Here is a 19,860-nt window from a genome sequence, read left to right as displayed (position 1 = left end):
AGTTGGTTGCGGAGGCCGGATTTGAACCGACGACCTTCGGGTTATGAGCCCGACGAGCTACCAGGCTGCTCCACCCCGCGTCCGTCTTGATGCTGTATTACTACGAAACCACCGTTCATGTTATGCCGCTGGTACGACATTCGGTTGGTTGCGGGGGCCGGATTTGAACCGACGACCTTCGGGTTATGAGCCCGACGAGCTACCAGGCTGCTCCACCCCGCGTCCGTATAATACTTTGTTATCGAAGCCAAACGCAAATACCGCCAATGCGGCATCGGTTGGTTGCGGGGGCCGGATTTGAACCGACGACCTTCGGGTTATGAGCCCGACGAGCTACCAGGCTGCTCCACCCCGCGTCCGATGGATGCGCACTATACTCTCCGTGCGTTTTGTTGCAAACCCTTTTTGCATTTTATTGGCCTAAACCCGTTTTTCTGCTGGATTTGCCCGCAATTTGCCTTCTTTTTCATCACCATCCTCCGTGCGGCTTTTTTTATTTGCAGCGATTCCTTTATCAATGAGCGTTTGTTATCGTTCAGCCGGTAGATCATATCAGTTTGAGAGTGTGCGCGATGAAAGGACGTTGGGGCAAATACCTGCTGGGCGGGTTGTTGGTGGCGGTGTTGGCGGGCTGTTCGTCCAAGCCGACCGATCGGGGTCAGCAATATAAAGACGGCCGTCTGGATCAATCGCTGGAGCTGGTCAATCAGCCCAACGCCAAAGGTTCGCCGGTCAACGCCAAGGATTATTCGGATCAGCTGATGGAGATCAAGTACGCGTCGCCTTCGCTGTTTAACCGCAACAACAGCACCTATCAGGCGGTGCAAAGCTGGATGGCGTCCGGCGCCGACACGCGCATGCTGAGCCAGTACGGCCTCAGCGCTTACCAGATGGAAGGTGTCGACAATTACGGCAACGTGCAGTTTACCGGCTACTATACGCCGGTGGTGCAGGCGCGCTATACCCAACAGGGCGAGTTCCGCTATCCGCTGTACCGCATGCCGCCGAAGGGCAGAGGCCGCTTGCCGGATCGCGCGGGCATCTATTCTGGCGCGCTTGACGATCGCTATATCATCGCTTACACCAACTCGCTGATGGACAACTTCATGATGGAAGTCCAGGGCAGTGGCTATGTCGACTACGGCAACGGCCAGCCGCTGGTGTTCTTCGGCTACGGCGGTAAGAACGGCCACGCCTATCGCAGCATCGGCAAGGTGCTGATCGATCGCGGTGAAGTGGCCAAGGCGGACATGTCGATGCAGGCGATCCGTCAGTGGGCGGATACCCACAGCGCCGCAGAGGTGCGTGAGCTGCTGGAGCAGAACCCGTCGTTCGTGTTTTTCCGTCCGGAAGCTTTTGCGCCGGTGAAGGGCGCCAGTGCGGTGCCGCTGATCGCCAAAGCCTCGGTGGCCTCCGACCGTTCGCTGATCCCGGCGGGCACTACGCTGCTGGCCGAAGTGCCGCTGCTGGACAACAAGGGTAAATTCACGGGAAAATACGAGATGCGTCTGATGGTCGCACTCGACGTGGGCGGGGCCATCAAGGGCCAGCATTTTGACATGTATCAGGGCATCGGGCCGGATGCCGGCCACTCGGCGGGATACTACAACCACTATGGCCGCGTCTGGGTGCTGAAGAACAACGGTGGCGGTCAGTTGTTCAGCGCCAATCAGTCAAACGGCGGCGGTTCGTTGCTGGCCACTCGGTAAACGCATACGACGTGAAAAGATTGACCCGCAAGGGCCGGATTTTCCGGCCCTTATCATTTGCATTACGAAGGTAATTAAAGCGTTATGAGCACAGCTTATTCGGAAGCCTATCTGCAGCGTTTCGGCGGCACGGCGCGATTGTACGGCCAGCAGGCGCTGGCGGTGTTCGCGCAGGCGCACGTCTGCGTGATCGGTATCGGCGGCGTGGGTTCCTGGGCGGCTGAGGCGCTGGCGCGCACCGGCATCGGCGCCATCACCCTGATCGACATGGATGATGTCTGCGTTACCAATACCAACCGCCAGATCCACGCGTTGCGCCAGCATGTCGGGCAATCGAAAACCGAGGTGATGGCGGAGCGTATCCTGGCGATCAACCCGGAATGCCGGGTGACCTGCATCGACGATTTCATCACCCCGGACAACGTCGCCGAGCTGCTGGACCATAACTTCAGCTACGTCATCGACGCGATCGACAGCGTGCGGCCGAAGGCGGCGTTGCTGTCATACTGCCGCCGCTTCAAGATCCCGGTGGTGACCACCGGCGGCGCCGGCGGTCAGGTCGATCCGACCAAAATCGAAGTGGCCGATCTGGCCAAAACCATCCAGGATCCGCTGGCCGCCAAGCTGCGCGAGCGGTTGAAGCACGATTTCAACGTGGTGAAAAACGGTAAGGGTAAGCTGGGCATCGACTGCGTCTTCTCCAGCGAACCGCTGGTTTACCCGCAGCCGGACGGTTCGGTGTGCGCTTCGCGCAGCACGGCGGAAGGGCCAAAAAGAATGGATTGCAGCGCGGGGTTCGGTGCGGCGACCATGGTTACCGCCACCTTCGGTTTCGTCGCCGTATCGCACGCGCTGAAAAAGATGGTGGCGAAGGCGGCGCGTCAGGCGTAACGGGCGGCGATCGCCTTGACGGCGGAGCCCAAGGCCGCCAGGCCGCTGGCGCGGGTGGCGCTCAGCTGCGCGCGCAATGCCAGACGGTCGAACAGCGCCAGCGGATCCAATGCGGCGATCTGCTGCGGCGTTTTTCCTTCCACTTCGGTCAGCAGCACCGCCAGCAGGCCGCGCACGATGCGGCCCTCGCTGTCGCCATAGAAGTGTAGCGTGCCGTCTTCCAGCAATTGGTGCCCTAACCAGACACGGTTTTCACACCCGCTCAACGCCATTTCTTCACTGCGCAAGGCCTCCGGCAGCGGCGGTAGCCGTTTTGCGAGCATGATCAGCTGGCGGTAGCGGTCTTCCCACTGTTTCAGCGCGCTGAAGGTGGCAATCAAGGCTTCGGCGGTGATCTCTCGGCCAAAAGGATGGGGGGCGAGCATAGTGTCTCCGGAAATCACGTCAGTCGGCCAGCAGATCGAGGGCGTGAGTCAACGCGCTGACCAGCGTATCGACATCCTGTTGTGTATTGTAGGGGGCGAACGACGCGCGCAGCGTGCCGCTGACGCCTAATGCCGCCATCAGCGGCTGCGCGCAGTGCTGGCCGGCGCGCAGCGCAATGCCTTGCTCCGCCAGCAGCGTGACGATGTCGCTGTGGTGTACGCCGGCGATATCGAACGCCAGCAGGCTGGAACCGGAACTGCGGAAGCTGCGAAAGCCCGGCAGCTGCGCCAACTGCTGTTCCGCCCGGTCAGCCAGCTCGCGGCTGTAGCGTTCCGCCGCCGCCATGTCCTGTTCACTCAGCCAGGTAAGCGCGGTGGCCAACCCCAGCACGCCGGCGATGTTTGGCGTGCCGGCTTCGAAACAGTGCGGTGGCTTTTGTGGGGTAAAACCGTCGAACGACGCCTGGGTCAGCATCTTGCCGCCGCCTTGCCAGGGGGCCATCTGCGCCAGCAGCTCGGCTTTGCCGTACAGCGCGCCGATGCCGGTCGGGCCATACAGCTTGTGGCCGGAGAAGGCGTAAAAATCGATGTCGAGCCGCTGTACGTCGGCCGGGCCGTGAACCACGCCCTGAGCGCCGTCAATCATCACGTGCGCGCCGGCGGCATGCGCCATGGCGATTGCCGGTGCCAGATCCGGGCAGCCGCCGGTGACGTTGGACATTTGCCCCAGCGCCAAAAGGCGGGTTTTGTCGTTGAGCAGGGCGGGCAGCTGCGTCAAATCCGGCAACCGATCGGCGCCGATGGGCAGTTTCACCACCCGCGCGCCGGTTTGTTCCGCCACCATCAGCCAGGGGATCAGGTTAGCGTGGTGTTCCGCTTCGCTCACCAGGATTTCATCGCCCGGCAGCAGACGCGGGCGCAGGTAGCTCTGCGCCACCAGGTTGATCGCCTCGGTGGTGCCGCGCGTCCAGACGATGTCGTCGGCCGACGGCGCATTGATCAATTTCGCCACCTGGCCGCGTGCTTGCTCGAAGCGGGCAGTCAGATCCTGCGCCGCCCGATGCTGGCTGCGGTGCACGGTGGCGGCGTCATCGCGATAAAATTGCTGCGTGGCGTCGATGACCGCCTGCGGTTTCAACGCGGTGGCGGCGCTGTCCAGATAGATACCATCCTGCGCGAGCGCGGGAAACTGTTGGCGAAAAAGGCTGGGGTTAAAAGGCGTCATACCCTGATTGTCACTGGCTTGAGTCGATGGGTGATCCTGTCCTATTTTGCCGCCGGAGACAAGCGATCCTGCCTATTAGGACTTATCGCCTGGCAAAATTGGGAAAGTTTGTTATGCTATTAAATGTGCGCTTATTAATCGCATCTATACACATAAAAGGTATTTATCAGCATTTAAAACTAAAAAGGAGTCCTCAATGAAGAAAACAGCCGCAGTTCTCTCTGCCCTGATGCTGACGTTCACCCTGGCCGCCTGTTCCAGCAACTACGTGATGCATACCAATGACGGACGCACCATTGTCGCTGACGGCAAGCCAAAAGTGGACAACGATACCGGCATGATCAGCTATAAAGACGCTAACGGCGTCGAGCAGCAGATCAACCGCGCCGATGTGAAAGAGATGGTTGAAAGCAACCAGTAACCGTCAGGCAAAAAAAAGCACCGCAAGTTTTGCGGTGCTGCATAAAATCACTATGGACAGACAGGGTAAATGTACAGGAAGTGAAAAAACAGTAGCCTAGCTACCATGTCCGGAATCGCCGGACAATTTGCAAACACAACATCACAACCACAAGCCAAAAGTTCATCGGCGTCCTCGACACCCACTCCCTTTTCGTTCCGGCCCGGGAAGTGCCGCCACTATAGGTATTTGCTGGCGCATCCTCAACGGACAAATTATAATGGCTCGGATTAAAAAAACTAATGGCAATACGCCGTTAGCGTTTACCGATGGCTTGCCACACAAAGCCGCCCGATTTTCGGCGCCGAATCATTCGGATTAATGTTACACAAAAGTAGCTAATTTAATGTCTAAACGCTTACCTCCCCTCAATGCGCTGCGCGTGTTCGATGCGGCCGCTCGCCACCTGAGTTTCACCAAGGCGGCGGAAGAGTTGTTCGTGACCCAGGCCGCGGTGAGCCACCAGATCAAGTCGCTGGAGGACTTTCTCGGACTGAAGCTGTTTCGCCGGCGCAATCGCTCGCTGCTGCTGACCGAAGAGGGCCAAAGTTACTACCTCGATATCAAGGAGATTTTCTCTTCGATCAACGAGGCGACGCGCAAGCTGCAGGCGCGTAGCGCCAAGGGGGCATTGACCGTCAGTCTGCCGCCGAGCTTCGCCATTCAGTGGCTGGTGCCACGGCTGTCCGGCTTTAACTCAGCTTATCCGGGCATCGACGTGCGCATCCAGGCGGTGGACCGCGAAGAGGACAAGCTGGCGGACGACGTCGACGTGGCGATTTTCTACGGCCGCGGCAACTGGCCGGGACTGCGCGCCGAGCGCCTGTATGCGGAATATTTGCTGCCGGTGTGTTCGCCGAGCCTGCTGACCGGCGATCATCCGCTGAAAACCGCAGAGGATCTGGCTTATCATACGTTGCTGCATGACGTTTCACGCCGCGACTGGCTGGCCTATACGCGCCAGCTGGGGTTGCAGCACATCAACGTGCAGCAGGGGCCGATCTTCAGCCACAGCGCCATGGTGGTGCAGGCGGCGGTGCACGGTCAGGGCGTGGCGCTGGTGAACAACGTGATGGCGCAAACCGAGATTGAAGCCGGTCGCCTGGTGTGCCCGTTCAACGATGTGCTGGTCAGTAAAAACGCTTTTTATCTGGTATGTCATGACAGCCAGGCAGAACTGGGTAAAATAGCCGCCTTCCGGCAGTGGATCCTGGCGCGTGCCGCCAGCGAACAAGAGAAGTTCCGCTTCCGCTACGAACAATAAGGCCGGCCGCCGCCTTGCCGCGGCCGGTGATTTTTAATGGGATAGATCACGATGAGCAGCCGTTCCATGCTGGTTTTCGCCGCTATCAGCGGCTTTGTGTTTGTCGCGTTGGGCGCATTCGGCGCGCATGTGTTAAGCGGTACGCTCGGCGCCAATGAAATGGCCTGGATCCGTACCGGGCTGGAGTATCAGGGGTTCCACACCCTGGCCATCCTGGCGCTGGCGGTCGCGATGCAGCGCCGCGTGAGCCTGTGGTTTTACTGGAGCGGAGCGCTGTTGGCGTTCGGCACCGTGTTGTTCAGCGGCAGCCTCTATTGCCTGGCGCTGTCGCACCTGAAGGTCTGGGTATATATCACGCCGGTTGGCGGCGTGTGCTTCCTGATCGGCTGGATATTGATGTTGATTGGCGCTTTGCGTCTGAGGAAAAAGGCCGAGCGCCATGAATAAGATTGCGTTGTACTGCCGCCCAGGCTTTGAAAAAGAGTGTGCGGCAGAGATCACCGACAAAGCCGCCCAGCTGGAGATTTACGGTTTTGCACGAGTAAAAGAGCACAGCGGTTACGTGCTGTTCGAATGCTATCAGCCGGACGATGCCGATCGCCTGGCGCGGGAGATTCCGTTCCGCGAACTGATTTTCGCCCGCCAGATGATCGTGGTAGGTGAGCTGCTTCGCGATCTGCCACCGGAAGATCGGGTATCGCCGATTGTCGGCATGCTGATCGGCGTGGTTGACCGCGGCGGCGAGCTGCGGGTGGAAGTGCCGGACACCAACGAAAGCAAAGAGCTGATGAAATTCTGCCGCAAATTGACGGTGCCGCTGCGCGCCGCGATGCGCGAGCAGAAGGTGCTGATGGCGCGCGAGAACCCGACTCGCCCGGTGGTGCACGTGTTCTTTATCGCGCCGGGCTGCTGCTACGTCGGTTACTCCTACAGCAACAACAACTCGCCGTTCTACATGGGCATTCCGCGTCTGCGCTTCCCAGCCGATGCGCCGAGCCGTTCGACGCTGAAGCTGGAAGAAGCGTTCCACGTGTTCATCCCCGCCGACGAGTGGGACGAACGCCTGGCCAGCGGCATGCACGCGGTCGATCTGGGCGCCTGCCCGGGCGGCTGGACCTATCAACTGGTGAAACGCAGCATGATGGTGCATTCGGTGGATAACGGCCCGATGGCGCCGAGCCTGATGGAAACCGGCCAGGTGACGCACCACCGCGCCGACGGCTTCAAGTTCGAGCCGAACAGCAGCAAGATCTACTGGCTGGTGTGCGACATGGTGGAAAAACCGGCGAAGGTGACCAGCCTGATGATTCAGTGGCTGGTGAAAGGCTGGTGCCGCGAAGCGATCTTTAACCTCAAACTGCCGATGAAAAAGCGCTATGAGGAAGTGTCGCAAAACCTGATGAGCATCCGCGAAGCGCTGGGCGCTGCTGGCATCAGCGTCGAAGTGCACGCCAAACAGCTGTATCACGACCGCGAAGAGATCACCGTACACGTGCGCCGCATGTGGTCGGCGGTGCCGGGTCGGCGCGACGAGCGCGATTAATCGCGTTAAACCTGATGAAGGGCGCTGCTTGCAGCGCCCTTATTGTATCGGCAGTCGCAGCTGCTGCAGGTTGCCGTCCAGCGACAGATCGGTGCGCAGCGTGGCGACTTGTTTGCTGACGTAGGCCAGCTCGCGGTGCTGCTCCAGCTTGCCGCGCCATTTCTCCGGCACCTGCTCCAGGTGCTGATAGATCCCGTCCAGACTGCCCGACTGCTGCAACAGCAGCACGGCGGTTTTCGGCCCGATGCCGGCCACGCCGGGGATCTTGCTGCTGCCGATCCCCGCTAACCCCCAGTAGTCCGGCAGTTGCTGCGGCTGCACGCCGAATTCCTGCTGCACGAAAGGCATATCCAACCAGCGTTTCTGGAAGTAATCGCGGATCTGTACGTTCGGCGCTAGCAGCTGGCAATAGCCTTTGTCGGTGGAGACGATGGTCACCTGGTGGCCGCCGCCGGCGACCTTCGCCGCCAGCGTGGCCGCCAGATCGTCTGCCTCGTTGCCGGGTGAATGCCAGCTGGCGACGCCCAGTTCGGCGAAGGCCTCACGCAACTGCGGCATCTCCTGCTGCAGGTTTTCCGGCATCGGCGAACGCCCGGCCTTGTAGTCCGGCAGAATTTGGTGGCGCCAGCTATCGCTGCGATCGTCCTCGTCGAATACCGCTACCGCGTGGGTCGGGCGGCTGTGCTGGAGAAGCTGCTGCAGCGCGTGGCGGCAGGCGTTGACGCAAGGAGAGCCCTGTACGGCGTGAATGCGGCGGATGAGGTTCAGGGCGTCGACAATCAGTAGGTGTATCATCATGGGCGGCAAGGTCAGAAAAAACAGGGCGGCCGTTACGCCGCCCAGGATTGAGGATCAGGCGACGATTTCGTAGCAGGGCACATAGGCGCTGCCCGGCAGCTTCATGCGGTGCTGGGCGACAAAGCCCTGCAGCAGGCTGTCCATCTGCTTCATCATCTGCGGTTCGCCGTGCAGCTTGTACGGGCCGAACTGTTCAATGGCGTGGATGCCGTTTTCCTTCACGTTACCGGCCACGATGCCGGAGAAGGCGCGGCGCAGCGCGGCGGCCAATTGCTCCGGCGGCTGGTTCGGATACAGATTGAGGTTCGCCATGTTCTCGTGGGTCGGCTCGAACGGCAGCTGCAGATCCGGCGCGATGCGGATCGACCAGTTAAAGCTGTAGGCGTCGCCGGTGTTGCGGCGGTTTTCCTTCACCAGCGGCATGGCTTTCTTCATCTGCCGCGCCACTTCCGCCGGATCGTCGATGATAATGGTGTAGTGACGGCGCGCCGCGTCGCCCAGCGTGTTCATGATGAACTCGTCCAGCACGCGGAAGTAGTCGGCGCTCTCTTTCGGCCCGGTCAGGATCAGCGGCAGCACCTGTTCGCTGTTCTCCGGATTCATCAGGATACCCAGCAGGTACAGCAGCTCTTCGGCGGTGCCGACGCCGCCAGGGAAGATGATGATGCCGTGCGCGATGCGCACGAAGGCTTCCAGGCGTTTTTCGATGTCCGGCATGATCACCAGCTCGTTCACCAGCGGGTTAGGCGGCTCGGCGGCGATGATCGACGGTTCGGTCATGCCGATGAAGCGGCTGTTGTGGTAACGCTGCTGTGCGTGACCGACCGCTGCGCCTTTCATCGGCGCTTCCATGGCGCCCGGCCCGCAGCCGGTGCAGATGTTCAACTCGCGCAGGCCCAGCTGGCTGCCGACCTTGCGCGCGTACAGGTATTCGTTCTCGTTGATTGAGTGGCCGCCCCAGCACACCACCATGTTGGGATCTTCATCCAGATGCAGCGTGCGTGCATTGCGCAGGATCGAGAACACCAGGTTGGTGATGTGGGCCGAGTTTTCCAGGTTCAGATGCTGGAAACGGCCGGCGCTGGCGATTTGGCCGTGCACGAACAGGATGTCGCGCAACACGGCGAACAGGTTGGCCTGCAATGAACGGATGATGCGGCCGTCGACGAACGCCTCTTCCGGCGGGTTGACCAGCTCCAGTTTCACGCCACGCTCGCGGCGCAGCACGTTGATATCGAAGGTTTCATAGCGCGACAGCAGCTGTTTGCTGTTGTCGGTTTGGCTGCCGGAGTTCAACACGGCCAGCGAACAGTTGCGGAACAGGCGGTACAGGTCGCTGCTGGCAGTGCGTTTCAGCATGTCTACTTCCAGCTGCGACAATAAATCCATAGAGCCAAGCGGGCTGATGTGTGTAATCAAGGTAACTCCTTTGCACCCGGTGCGGGGCGGTAGTAATCCATACGCAGCAAAACAGCATCTCGTTATGGTTGGTGTACTGCGGTGCAACGGGCGTTCTGCCCGGCTGCAGCCTCGTTTTAACCTTACCGCCGTCCCTGCGCTTTTACCAACACAAACCGCTCGTTAGCTCAGTTGTTGAGCAATGTTTCGCACTTATTGGCGCGCCAGGCGGCCGTGCTCGGGAGTGAACGCGACGTTGCTGCGCCACGGGTTGATGTCCAGCCCGCCGCGACGGGTGTAGCGGGCGTAAACCGTCAGGCTCTGCGGCCGGCAGTAGCGCATCAAATCATTGAAGATGCGCTCGACGCACTGTTCGTGGAATTCGTTGTGGTGGCGGAAGGAGACCAGGTAGCGCAGGAGCGCTTCGCGATCGATCTTGCCGCCGCGATAGCTTATCTGCACCGAGCCCCAGTCCGGTTGATGGGTGATCAGGCAGTTGGACTTCAGCAGGTGGCTGACCAATTGCTCTTCCACTGCCTCTTCACCGACGGCGTTTAACAGGTAGTCGGCGTTGAACTCATAATTGTCGATGCGGATATCCTGTTGGTCGATGCAGTCGCCGGCCAGACGGGCGATCGGCGTGCCTTCCAACTGCTCGACGCTGAACAGGGTGACGCTGACTTCGCCCTGGGCGCAGGCGGACAGATCGCGCTGCAGGGTGCTGCGCACCGTTTCCCAATCGGCGAACGGCGTTTGGTTGAAGCTGTTGAGATACAGCTTGAAGCTTTTCGATTCGATCAGGTTCAGGCTGTCGGCATTGAGGCTGATCTCGCCGACCGCCACCTGCGGCAGCCCGTTGGCGTTCAGCCAGGAGAGTTCGTACAGCGTCCAGATGTCCGCGCCGTGGAAGGGCAGGTTGTCGGGATACAGCCCCAGCGGCTCGCGGTTCATGCTGCGCGGCACCGCCTGCAGCAGCGTGGCGTCGTAGCGATCGCGGTAGGCGGTGGGTTTGCCCAGCGTCAGCCCCGACAGGGCCTGGTGGTCTTGATATGAGGACATCTGCTGTCACCTCGGTCAGAGATAGGTACAATGGCCGTCAGTTTAACGTATGCGAGAAAGAATATGGACCATGATGTATCGCACGCCCTGCGTGAATTCACTCAACGCTATGTCGAGTTGTGGCAGCAAGAGCGCGGCCACGCGCCGGCCAGCGAGGCGCTGTACGGCGTGCCGTCGCCCTGCATCGTGGAGAATCGCGAGGACGACGTGCTGTGGTTGCCGCAGCCTTTCGAACCGGCGGCGACGCTGGAGAAGGTAGAGGCCGCGCTGGAGCTGCGTTTGCAGCCGGATGCGCATCGCTTCTACACGCAGCAATACGCGGGTGACATGAGCGCGCAATTTGGGGAACATCGCCTAAGCCTGCTGCAGGTCTGGAGCGAAGAGGATTTTATCCGTCTGCAGGAAAACCTCATCGGCCATTTAGTGACGCAAAAGCGCCTCAAATTGTCGCCGACCCTCTTCCTGGCGACCACCGAATCCGAGATGACGATGGTGTCGCTGTGCAACGTCAGCGGCAACGTGGTGCTGGAGCAGTTCGGCAGCGATAAGCGCACCTTGTTGGCGGCGACGCTCGGGAATTTCCTCGATGCGCTGCGCCCGGTGTTGGACTGAATCGCGACGGATTCGCCGTCGCCCGTGTGAGAGATCTCTCACACGGGCTGTGAGATATCGCTCTTAATTTTTCCCACCTTTTTCCAGGCTATGAGATTATTGTTATCCAGATCAATTGGTTAGAATTTCTTTAGGATAACTCTTAGTCTTAATTTAGTGTGAGACACCTCCCAAACCCTTGTGATTCCGGGGAATTTAAGCGATCTTATCGTTACCGGAACGGAACCGGCGGAGCAGGAAAGCATCAGGATGATGCAGCTTCAGGAAGAAGAAAGGGATGCGCTCAGGCACGAGCGAAGGATGGCGTCAGGAGATGCCCAGGATGTTTCAGGATAGAAACCAGGGACACCTCCAGGACGGAGATTGAGAGCCGGCACAGGACCGTCGGCGGGTCAGGAAGGCTGAGGAACCGCGTCAGGACGATGCTGCAGGATGATGCAAGGATCACTTGGTCAGGATGGCCGCAGGAAAAGTTTTCAAGGATTGAGCAGGGAGCACACTGTGTAGCGGGATAGCTATAAAACGAACCGGGGGCACTGTTAACGCAGTGCCCCCAACTTTTTGTTCTCTCCCGCCGTGCGTGCTCCTCTGCTTAATCCATCGCCAGCGTTAACCAATCGCGCCCAGCGTATCGCCTGCGCCCTGTTTTTTCGGCAGCAGGAACAGCGTGGCGTAGATATCCAGCAGGTAAATCGCCGCCAGCAGGCTGATGGCGGCGGTAAATGACACCTGCGTCACCAGCGCACCGATCACCAATGGCCCCAGGCCGCCGACGCCGCGCCCCAGATTGAACAGGATGTTTTGCGCGGTGGCGCGCGCCTGTACCGGGTAGGTATCGGAAATCAATGCGCCGTAGCCGCCGATCATGCCGTTGACGAACATGCCCATCACGGCGCCGGCGAACAGCATCAGCATCGGATCGCTCAACTGGGCGTAACCGATCACCATCACTACCGCGCCTACCTGATACAACACGAAAATCTTCCAGCGGGCGAAGCGATCGGCCAGAACGCCAAACAGCCAGATACCGAACGTCATGCCGACCACCGTCACCGCCGTCCACAGGCCGGACTTGGTGAGTGAGAAGCCGAAGTTTTTCGCCAGGTAAGTCGGCATCCAGATCATCAGCCCGTAGTAACCGAAGTTCTGCACCGAACAGAGAATGAAGATGCCGATGCTGGCCTTGCTGGTAGTGCGATCCTTAAACAGCAGGCGCAAACGCTGCAGGAAGGAGAGCGGCCGCCCGGCGTCTTTCTGCCGCACGAACGCCTCCGGCTCGCCCAGCGTGCGGCGGATCAGGAATGACGCCAGCGCCGGCAGCAGACCGACCAGGAACATACCGCGCCAGCCGATGTGTTCCAGCAGCAGCGGCGTCAGGAAGGCGGCTGCCAGCACGCCCAATTGCCAGCCCATGCCGACGTAAGCCGAAGCGCGGTTGCGTTTCTCCGCCGGCCAGGCTTCGGCGATCAGCGCCATGCCGATGCCGAATTCGCCGCCCAGCCCGATGCCTGCCAGGGTGCGATAGGCCAGCAGATCCCAATACCCTTGCGCCACGGCGCACAGGCCGGTGAACAGGGAAAACATCAGAATGGTGATGGTCAGCACCCGGATTCGGCCGAAACGATCGCTAAGGTGGCCGAAGATCACGCCGCCCAGCACCGCGCCGATCAGCGTCCAGGTGACCAGTGAACCGGCGGCCGATGAGGTTAATCCTAATTCGATGCTGATAGCCGGCAGCATAAAGCCGAGGATCAGCAGGTCAAACCCGTCCATGGCATACCCGGTGACCGAAGCCAGCATGGCTTTACCGGGCGTCGCGTGGTTTTTTTTCTCTGTTATTACGGACATGAATCTTTATCTGTGTGGTGAATTCGGTGGCCCTATTGTGCCGCGCGGCGGCGATCGCCACCAGATAAAAACGGCAGCCGGTCTCGGGCGCGCCAAATTTGGGCTATAAAAATGCTATGCTTTGCCGCCTTTCAGCCAGCGAGCTGAATACCATAATGAAAAGAGATCGGGAATGCAGATGAGTATACATAACCAGGTGCGCCGCAGTTTGCAGGCGATTGAACAATCCATGCGCGATCTGGCGCTGTGGCAGGCCGCGCCGCCTGAGCATGAGGCTTTTTCCAGCACCGAGCCGTTCTGTATCGACAGCATGTCGGCCGAAGCCTGGCTGCAGTGGGTGTTTCTGCCGCGCATGTATGCGCTGCTGGATGCCCAAGCGCCGCTGCCGACGCGCTTCGCCATCACGCCTTATTTCGAAGAGGCGCTGAAAGATCGTGAGCCGAGCAGCCTGCCGCTGCTGGTGCTGCTGCAACAGCTGGATTTGATGTTGAATAAAGAGCCGTAATCCGCCGGCGGCGCGCAGATTTTTGCCGTCCGGCAGTGTAGAGTACTCGCGCGGATGCCGGGCAGGAGAGCCGACGGTGTCTTTCGGCTCGGTTGAACCGCGACGGTTGACCGGGGGCTGCATTAGGATGATGAGGTGCTGCAATAATGGATTTATTAAGGTTTATCCTGCGTTTGCCTTTTACCCTGGTTAAGGGCGTTTGTCGCCTGCTGGGTGGGGCGTTGTCGCTGTTGGGACGGTTGCTGAGACCGCTGGTCGGCAACCTCAGCTGGCGCGCGCCGGCCTGGTGGGCTGCGCTGCCGCGCGGTTTTTTGCGGCTCGAAAGCGGCGTGGATAAACACCCGAAAGCGATCGGTCTGGGCCTGCTGCTGCTGGCGGGGGCCGCGGGCGGCGCGTTTTACGGTTGGCACTGGTGGCAAAATCGGCCCCAGCCCATCGAGCCGGCGCCGTTGGTGGTTCAGGAGATCAGTGCCGAGGTGGCCAACCCCGAGCCGATAGATTACGCCGCCGCCCGGCAGGCGCCGCAAACGGTGAGCCTGACCTTCAGCGGCTCGGTCGCGCCGATCGCCGTGGTGGGTAAAACCGTGAGCGCCGGTATCACCCTCAAACCGACGGCGGAAGGGCAGTGGGCGTGGAGCAATGAATCAACGCTGGTGTTCTCGCCGAAAAAACCGCTGCCGATGGGAGCGAAATATGAGGTGGCCCTGGAGCCCGCCACCTTGCTGGCGCCGCAGGTCAAGCTCGCCAAAACCCGCTATGCCTTCACCGTGCCCGCGTTCGATTACCGTCTGGGGCAGGCCGAGTATTACCGCGATCCACAGAATGCGCAGAAACGCAGCGCGATTTTCAATCTGCAGTTCAACGCGCCGGTCGACGTCGCCAGCTTTGAAAAACAGATTTCGCTGGGATTGAAGGAAGGCAGCACGTCCTCCGAGAAAAAGCTGAACTTCTCTCTGGTCTATGACGAGAAAAAACTGAACGCCTGGGTGCATTCCGAGCCTCTTCAGGCGCTGGATCAGGGCGGCGCGGTGCATCTGACCGTCGGTAAGGGCGTTAAATCGACGGCGGCCGGCAACGCTGTCGAAGAGGCGAAAAGCAACTGGGTCAAGGTACCCACCCTCTACAGCCTGGCGCTGAGTGACGCCAGCGCTCAGGTCGTGGACACCGACGGCGGCCAAGGGCAGCGTGCGCTGGTGGTCGGTTTCAGCGATGCGGTGAAGGATAAAGAGTTGGTGCGGGCCACCAAAGCCTGGCTGCTGCCGCAGCACGATCCGAGCGATGCCGAGGCCGCCAACGATGCCGAAGACTTCTATCAATGGACGGTCGACAGCGTCGGCAAAAACGTGCTGGCGCAGGCGACGCCACTGCCGTTGACGCTTAACGAGGCGGAAGAGGCCTATCAACCGCAGTTCAGCTTCCGTTTCGACGCTCCGGCGCACCGCTTTGTGTTGCTCGAGATAGACAACCAGCTGGTCTCTGTCGGCGGTTACAAGATGCCGAAGAAGGTTTATCGGGTGGTCGAAGTGCCGGAGTTCCCGAAATCGCTGCAGTTCATGTCGCAGGGCTCGCTGCTGTCGGTTAACGGCGACAAGCAGATCAGCGTGGCGGCGCGTAACGTGGCGGGCCTGCGGCTGGACATCAAACGGGTGATCCCGAGCCAGCTGCAGCACATTGTCTCCTTCAAAAGTCGGGACTACTCGTCCACGGAATTCAACCGTCTCAACGACGAATATTTCACCGAGCATTTCAAATACCAAACGGCGCTCAACAACGAGCGGCCGGGGGAAGTGAACTATCAGGGCATCGATCTCTCCCGTTATCTCTCCACCAACGCCAGCTCCCATCGCGGGGTATTCCTGCTGACGCTGTCCGAATGGCAGCCGAACCGAAAACCGGCGGCGGAAGAGGCGGGCACCGAGCAGGATCAGGAACAAGATGAAAGCGAAGGGGAAGAGCAGCCCGACGTCGGCGATTCGCGCTTTGTGGTGGTGACCGATCTGGGCATCGTCGCCAAGAGCTCGCAGGATAAGACGCGCGATGTCTTTGTGCAGTCGATCCAAAGCGGCGCACCGGTCAGCGGCGCCACCGTGTCGGTAGTGGCCAAAAACGGCGTGACGCTGCTCAGCCAAACCACCGGTGCCGACGGCCACGTGCGTTTCCCGGCGCTCGATGTATACACCAACGAGCGCCAGCCGGTGATGTTCCTGGTGGAAAAGGAAGGGGATGTCTCCTTCCTGCCGACCGGTAGCTATAACGATCGCGGGCTGGACTTCTCGCGCTTCGACGTCGCCGGTGAACAAACGCCGACCGATCCGCGCACCCTCAGCAGTTATCTATTCTCCGATCGCGGCGTTTATCGGCCGGGGGATACTTTCAATATTGGCCTGATCACCCGCGCCGCCGACTGGGGCGTTGGCCTGGCCGGCGTGCCGGTGCGTGCCGAAATTCGCGATCCGCGCGACAAGCTGATGTCCACCGTACCGCTGACGCTGGGCGCCAGCGGTTTCAACGAGCTGAGCTATACCACCGATGAAAACTCACCGACCGGCGAGTGGAACGTCTATCTGTATCTGATCGGCAAAAACAACGATACCTCCACGCTGCTCGGCCATACCGCGGTCAATGTGAAGGAGTTCGAACCGGATCAGCTGAAAGTGAAGCTGGCGTTGACGCCGGACCGCCAGCAAGGCTGGGTAAAACCGTCTGAGCTGAAGGCCAGCATCGACGTGCAGAACCTGTTCGGCACCCCGGCGCAAGATCGCCGCGTGACCACCAGGTTGACGCTGCGGCCGATGTATCCGAGCTTCGATCGCTTCCCGGATTATGCGTTCTACGAAAACCGGCAAAACAGCGACGGGTTCGAAACCGAGCTGGAAGATCGCACCACCGATGAGCATGGCGCGGCCGATATTCCGCTCGATCTGAAATCCTACGCCGACGCGACCTATCAGCTGCAGCTGTTGTCGGAGGCGTTCGTCGCCGGCGGCGGGCGTTCGGTGGCGGCTACCGCCCGTACGCTGGTTTCGCCTTACGATTATCTGATTGGGGTGAAGGCCGACGGCGATCTGGGCTACATCAATCGCGACGCGGAGCGGCATCTGAATGTGATCGCTATCGATCCGGCCCTGAAACAGATCGCCATGCCGAATCTGAAGCAGGTGCTGATCGAACAGAAATACATTTCGGTGCTGACCAAACAGGATTCGGGCGTTTACAAATACCAGTCGAAGATGAAGGAAGTGCAGCTGTCGGAACAGCCGCTGGCGCTGAGCGAGCAGGGCGCGGATCTGCGGCTGACGACTGATAAGCCGGGCGACTTCGTGCTGGTGATTGAAGATGCGCAGGGCAAGACGCTCAACCGCGTCGCCTACAGCGTGGCCGGCAACGCCAACCTGAGCCGTTCGCTGGATCGCAACGCTGAACTGAAGCTGAAACTGAACCAGGCGGAATACCAGCCGGGCGAGGAGATCGAGGTGGCGATTAACGCGCCCTATACCGGCAGCGGTTTGATCACCATCGAGAAGGACAAGGTTTACGCCTGGCAGTGGTTCCACAGCGATACCACCAGCTCGGTGCAGACGATCCGCGTGCCGGCCGGCATGGAGGGCAACGGCTACATCAACGTGCAGTTCGTGCGCGACATCAACTCCAGCGAGATCTTCATGAGCCCGCTGAGCTACGGCGTGATGCCGTTCAAGATCAGCACCAAGGCGCGCCAAAACAGCCTCGAGGTGACGGCGCCGGCGGTCATCAAGCCGGGTGAAAACCTGACGATGACGGTCAAGACCGATGCGCCGCAGCAGGTGGCGCTGTTCGCCGTCGATGAGGGCATTCTGCAGGTGGCGCGTTACCGCCTGAAGGATCCGCTGGAGTTCTTCTTCAGCAAGCGCGAACTGAACGTGAGCAGCTCGCAGATCTTGGATCTGATCCTGCCGGAGTTCAGCAAGCTGATGGCGCTGACCGCGGCGCCGGGCGGCGATGCGGGCGAAGGGTTGGATCTCAACCTCAACCCGTTCAAACGCAAGCGTGACAAGCCGGTGGCCTACTGGTCCGGCATTACCGAAGTCAGCGGCGAGAAGCAGTTCGTCTACCCGGTGCCGGACTACTTCAACGGCAAGATCCGCGTCATGGCGATTTCGGTGACGCCGGAGAAAATCGGCAAGGCGCAAACCGCCGCCACGGTGCGTGACAGCTTCATCATGACGCCGAACGTGCCGGCGATGGTGGCGCCGGGCGATGAGTTCGACGTCAGCGTGGGCATCAGCAACAACCTCGAAGGGCTGAACGGCCAGTCGGCAGCCATCAACGTCCTGCTGACGCCGCCGCCGCAATTGGAGGTGGTGGGCAACGCGACGCAAAGCCTGACGCTGGCGGAAAAACGCGAGGGCGTGATCGCTTTCCGCCTGCGCGCCAAAGCCGTTTTGGGCGATGCGCCGCTGGTGTTCGACGCCCGTTACGGCGACCAGGCCAGCCGCCGCACCGTCAGCACCTCGGTGCGGCCGGCGGCGCCGTACCGCACCCAGTCGGTGATGGGGCGCATGAGTGGCAGCAGCCAGAACGTCGATGGCCTGCGCCAGATGTTCGATGCTTTCGCGCAGCGCCGGGCTGCGGTGTCGAATTCACCGCTGGTGCTGACCAATGGGCTGGCGCAATACCTGGCGGATTACCCATATTACTGTTCCGAGCAGATCGTCAGCCGTTCCATTCCGCTGATGCTGCAGAGCCGCCACCCAGAGATGAAAAGCAGCCTGAGCCAGGCGGAAGTCAGCAAGCAGCTGCGCAATCTGCTTGGCGTGCTGCGCGCCCGCCAGAACGACAGCGGGGCGATCGGCGCCTGGCGTTCATCGCCGGATGCCGATCCTTTCGTCACGCCTTATGTGGTGCAGTATCTGCTCGAAGCCAAAGCGGCGGGCTACGCCCTGCCGGAAGGCATGCTGGATGAAGCCAACGGCGCGTTGCGCGAGCTGGCGGCCAGCGGTTTCGACGATCTGTATCTGCTGCGCCTGCGCAGCTGGGCGGTTTACCTGCTGACGCTGCAGGGCGAAGTGACCACCAACTCGCTGGCGGCGGTGCAGGATACGCTGCAAAAACGCTATGGCGAGGGCTGGAAAACCGACCTGAGCGCGCTGTATCTGGCCTCTTCCTATCGCCTGTTGAAGATGGACGACGAAGCCGCCGCGCTGTTGCAACCGAGCTGGCAGCAACTGAGCAAAGCCTATGACAGCGCCTGGTGGACGCAGAACTATTTCGATCCGCTGGTGCTGGATGCGACGCGGCTGTATTTGATTACCCGTCACTTCCCTGAGAAGGTGGCGTCGATTCCGCCGCAGGTGCTGGAGAATATGGTCAAGGCACTGAAAGAAGAGCGTTACACCACGTACTCCTCTGCAATGAGCATCCTGGCGCTGGAAAGCTATTCGACTGAGGTGGCGGCGCAATCCGCCAATGCGGACGCGTTAGGCATCGTGCAGGTGGGCAAAAGCGGCGGCGAGCCGCAGCGCATCAGTGAGCTGCAGGGGCTGTTCGTTCAGGGGCAGTTCAACGCCGATGCCACCGCCGTGCGCTTCACCAACGGCGGCAATGCGCCGGCCTGGTATGTGGTGACGCAGGCCGGTTACGATCTGAATGCGCCGCAAAAAGCGCTGTCGCGCGGCATTGAGATTGTCCGCGATTACACCGACGAGCAAGGCAAAGCGGTGACGCAGGTGACGCTGGGGCAGAAGATCAATGTCCATCTGAAGGTGCGCGCCAACTCGAAAGAGGGGCAGAGCAACCTGGCGATCGTCGATCTGCTGCCGGGCGGGTTCGAAGTGGTGCAGCAGACGCCGCCGGAACCGGCCGATACCGGCGAGGAGAGCGACGATCGCGGCGGCTGGCAGTCGCCGCTGGCCGCCACCGGCTCCACCTGGGCGCCGGATTACAGCGATATCCGCGAAGATCGGGTGATTATCTACGGCAGCGCTGGCACCGAGGTGCAGGAGTTCGTCTATCAGATCAAGGCCACCAATACCGGCAGCTTTATTGTTCCACCGGCCTACGGCGAAGCCATGTACGACCGTGAAGTGCAGGCCATGTCGGCCGGCGGCGGCAAGCTGGTGGTGGTGCCGGCGGGCAACGACTAGG

Annotated in this window: 15 protein-coding genes and 3 tRNA genes; 9 read left to right on the top strand and 9 right to left on the bottom strand. The window is 60.5% G+C overall.

What is annotated here, in order from left to right; translation table 11 throughout:
* Positions 1-3 precede the first annotated feature (3 nt).
* The 3 genes from GUC32_RS19665 to GUC32_RS19655 form a co-directional block, all read right to left on the bottom strand.
* A tRNA-Met gene (locus tag GUC32_RS19665) sits at positions 4-80 on the bottom strand.
* 65 nt (positions 81-145) lie between these two features.
* Positions 146-222, bottom strand: a tRNA-Met gene (locus GUC32_RS19660).
* A 57-nt stretch (positions 223-279) separates the two neighbouring features.
* Positions 280-356, bottom strand: a tRNA-Met gene (locus GUC32_RS19655).
* A gap of 216 nt (positions 357-572) precedes the next feature.
* Between GUC32_RS19655 and mltA the strand changes: the two genes are divergently transcribed.
* Positions 573-1,709 (top strand): murein transglycosylase A, encoded by a 1,137-nt coding sequence (gene mltA / locus GUC32_RS19650; RefSeq protein WP_025304054.1) that lies wholly within the window; start codon positions 573-575, stop codon positions 1,707-1,709.
* An 84-nt stretch (positions 1,710-1,793) separates the two neighbouring features.
* Positions 1,794-2,600 (top strand): tRNA cyclic N6-threonylcarbamoyladenosine(37) synthase TcdA, encoded by an 807-nt coding sequence (gene tcdA, locus GUC32_RS19645; RefSeq protein ID WP_025304053.1) that lies wholly within the window; start codon positions 1,794-1,796, stop codon positions 2,598-2,600.
* Here tcdA and csdE read toward each other — a convergent pair.
* Both csdE and csdA read right to left on the bottom strand, forming a co-directional pair.
* Positions 2,591-3,025 (bottom strand): cysteine desulfurase sulfur acceptor subunit CsdE, encoded by a 435-nt coding sequence (gene csdE, locus GUC32_RS19640; RefSeq protein WP_049206161.1) that lies wholly within the window; start codon positions 3,023-3,025, stop codon positions 2,591-2,593. The genes tcdA and csdE overlap by 10 nt on opposite strands.
* A 19-nt stretch (positions 3,026-3,044) precedes the next feature.
* Positions 3,045-4,250: a cysteine desulfurase CsdA gene (csdA, locus tag GUC32_RS19635; RefSeq protein WP_197836009.1), complete on the bottom strand. Its 1,206-nt coding sequence runs from the start codon at positions 4,248-4,250 to the stop codon at positions 3,045-3,047.
* A gap of 196 nt (positions 4,251-4,446) precedes the next feature.
* Here csdA and GUC32_RS19630 point away from each other — a divergent pair, with 196 nt between their 5' ends.
* The 4 genes from GUC32_RS19630 to rlmM all read left to right on the top strand — a co-directional run bounded on the left by GUC32_RS19630 (position 4,447) and on the right by rlmM (position 7,517).
* Positions 4,447-4,671, top strand: a complete 225-nt coding sequence (locus GUC32_RS19630; protein ID WP_025304050.1) for a YgdI/YgdR family lipoprotein — start codon at positions 4,447-4,449, stop codon at positions 4,669-4,671.
* A gap of 385 nt (positions 4,672-5,056) precedes the next feature.
* Positions 5,057-5,974, top strand: coding sequence for a transcriptional regulator GcvA (locus GUC32_RS19625; RefSeq protein WP_025304049.1), 918 nt, complete (start codon positions 5,057-5,059; stop codon positions 5,972-5,974).
* A gap of 51 nt (positions 5,975-6,025) precedes the next feature.
* Positions 6,026-6,421 (top strand): DUF423 domain-containing protein, encoded by a 396-nt coding sequence (locus tag GUC32_RS19620; RefSeq protein ID WP_004931896.1) that lies wholly within the window; start codon positions 6,026-6,028, stop codon positions 6,419-6,421.
* Entirely contained in the window at positions 6,414-7,517 is a 1,104-nt protein-coding gene (gene rlmM / locus GUC32_RS19615; RefSeq protein WP_019455735.1) for a 23S rRNA (cytidine(2498)-2'-O)-methyltransferase RlmM, read from the top strand. The genes GUC32_RS19620 and rlmM overlap by 8 nt, the downstream gene beginning before the upstream one ends.
* A 39-nt stretch (positions 7,518-7,556) precedes the next feature.
* Here rlmM and xni read toward each other — a convergent pair whose 3' ends face one another.
* From xni to queF, 3 genes are all read right to left on the bottom strand, one after another.
* Positions 7,557-8,315: a flap endonuclease Xni gene (xni, locus tag GUC32_RS19610; RefSeq protein WP_015378904.1), complete on the bottom strand. Its 759-nt coding sequence runs from the start codon at positions 8,313-8,315 to the stop codon at positions 7,557-7,559.
* Between the two features lie 54 nt (positions 8,316-8,369).
* Positions 8,370-9,734, bottom strand: coding sequence for a nucleotide 5'-monophosphate nucleosidase PpnN (gene ppnN, locus GUC32_RS19605; RefSeq protein WP_049206164.1), 1,365 nt, complete (start codon positions 9,732-9,734; stop codon positions 8,370-8,372).
* A 192-nt stretch (positions 9,735-9,926) separates the two neighbouring features.
* The gene (gene queF / locus GUC32_RS19600; RefSeq protein ID WP_025304046.1) at positions 9,927-10,772 is read right to left on the bottom strand and encodes an NADPH-dependent 7-cyano-7-deazaguanine reductase QueF; all 846 of its coding nucleotides are present in this window, start codon (positions 10,770-10,772) and stop codon (positions 9,927-9,929) included.
* A 63-nt stretch (positions 10,773-10,835) separates the two neighbouring features.
* Here queF and syd point away from each other — a divergent pair, with 63 nt between their 5' ends.
* The gene (syd, locus tag GUC32_RS19595) at positions 10,836-11,384 is read left to right on the top strand and encodes a SecY-interacting protein (protein WP_033644866.1); all 549 of its coding nucleotides are present in this window, start codon (positions 10,836-10,838) and stop codon (positions 11,382-11,384) included.
* A 609-nt stretch (positions 11,385-11,993) separates the two neighbouring features.
* On the opposite strand, the gene GUC32_RS19590 is transcribed toward syd, so the two are convergent.
* On the bottom strand, positions 11,994-13,232 hold the full coding sequence (locus GUC32_RS19590) for an MFS transporter (protein WP_147823292.1): 1,239 nt from the start codon (positions 13,230-13,232) through the stop codon (positions 11,994-11,996).
* A gap of 178 nt (positions 13,233-13,410) precedes the next feature.
* Here GUC32_RS19590 and GUC32_RS19585 point away from each other — a divergent pair, with 178 nt between their 5' ends.
* Positions 13,411-13,737, top strand: coding sequence for a YqcC family protein (locus GUC32_RS19585; protein ID WP_025304043.1), 327 nt, complete (start codon positions 13,411-13,413; stop codon positions 13,735-13,737).
* Positions 13,738-13,883: 146 nt separating this feature from the next.
* Positions 13,884-19,859, top strand: coding sequence for an alpha-2-macroglobulin (locus GUC32_RS19580; protein WP_151428119.1), 5,976 nt, complete (start codon positions 13,884-13,886; stop codon positions 19,857-19,859).
* The last annotated feature ends 1 nt before the right edge of the window (position 19,860 follow it).

This window comes from Serratia sp. NGAS9 (genome assembly GCF_009905295.1).
Classification (GTDB): Bacteria; Pseudomonadota; Gammaproteobacteria; order Enterobacterales; family Enterobacteriaceae; genus Serratia; species Serratia bockelmannii.
Note: the sequence above shows the minus strand (reverse complement) of the source record. Positions and strands in the feature narration are given on the sequence as shown.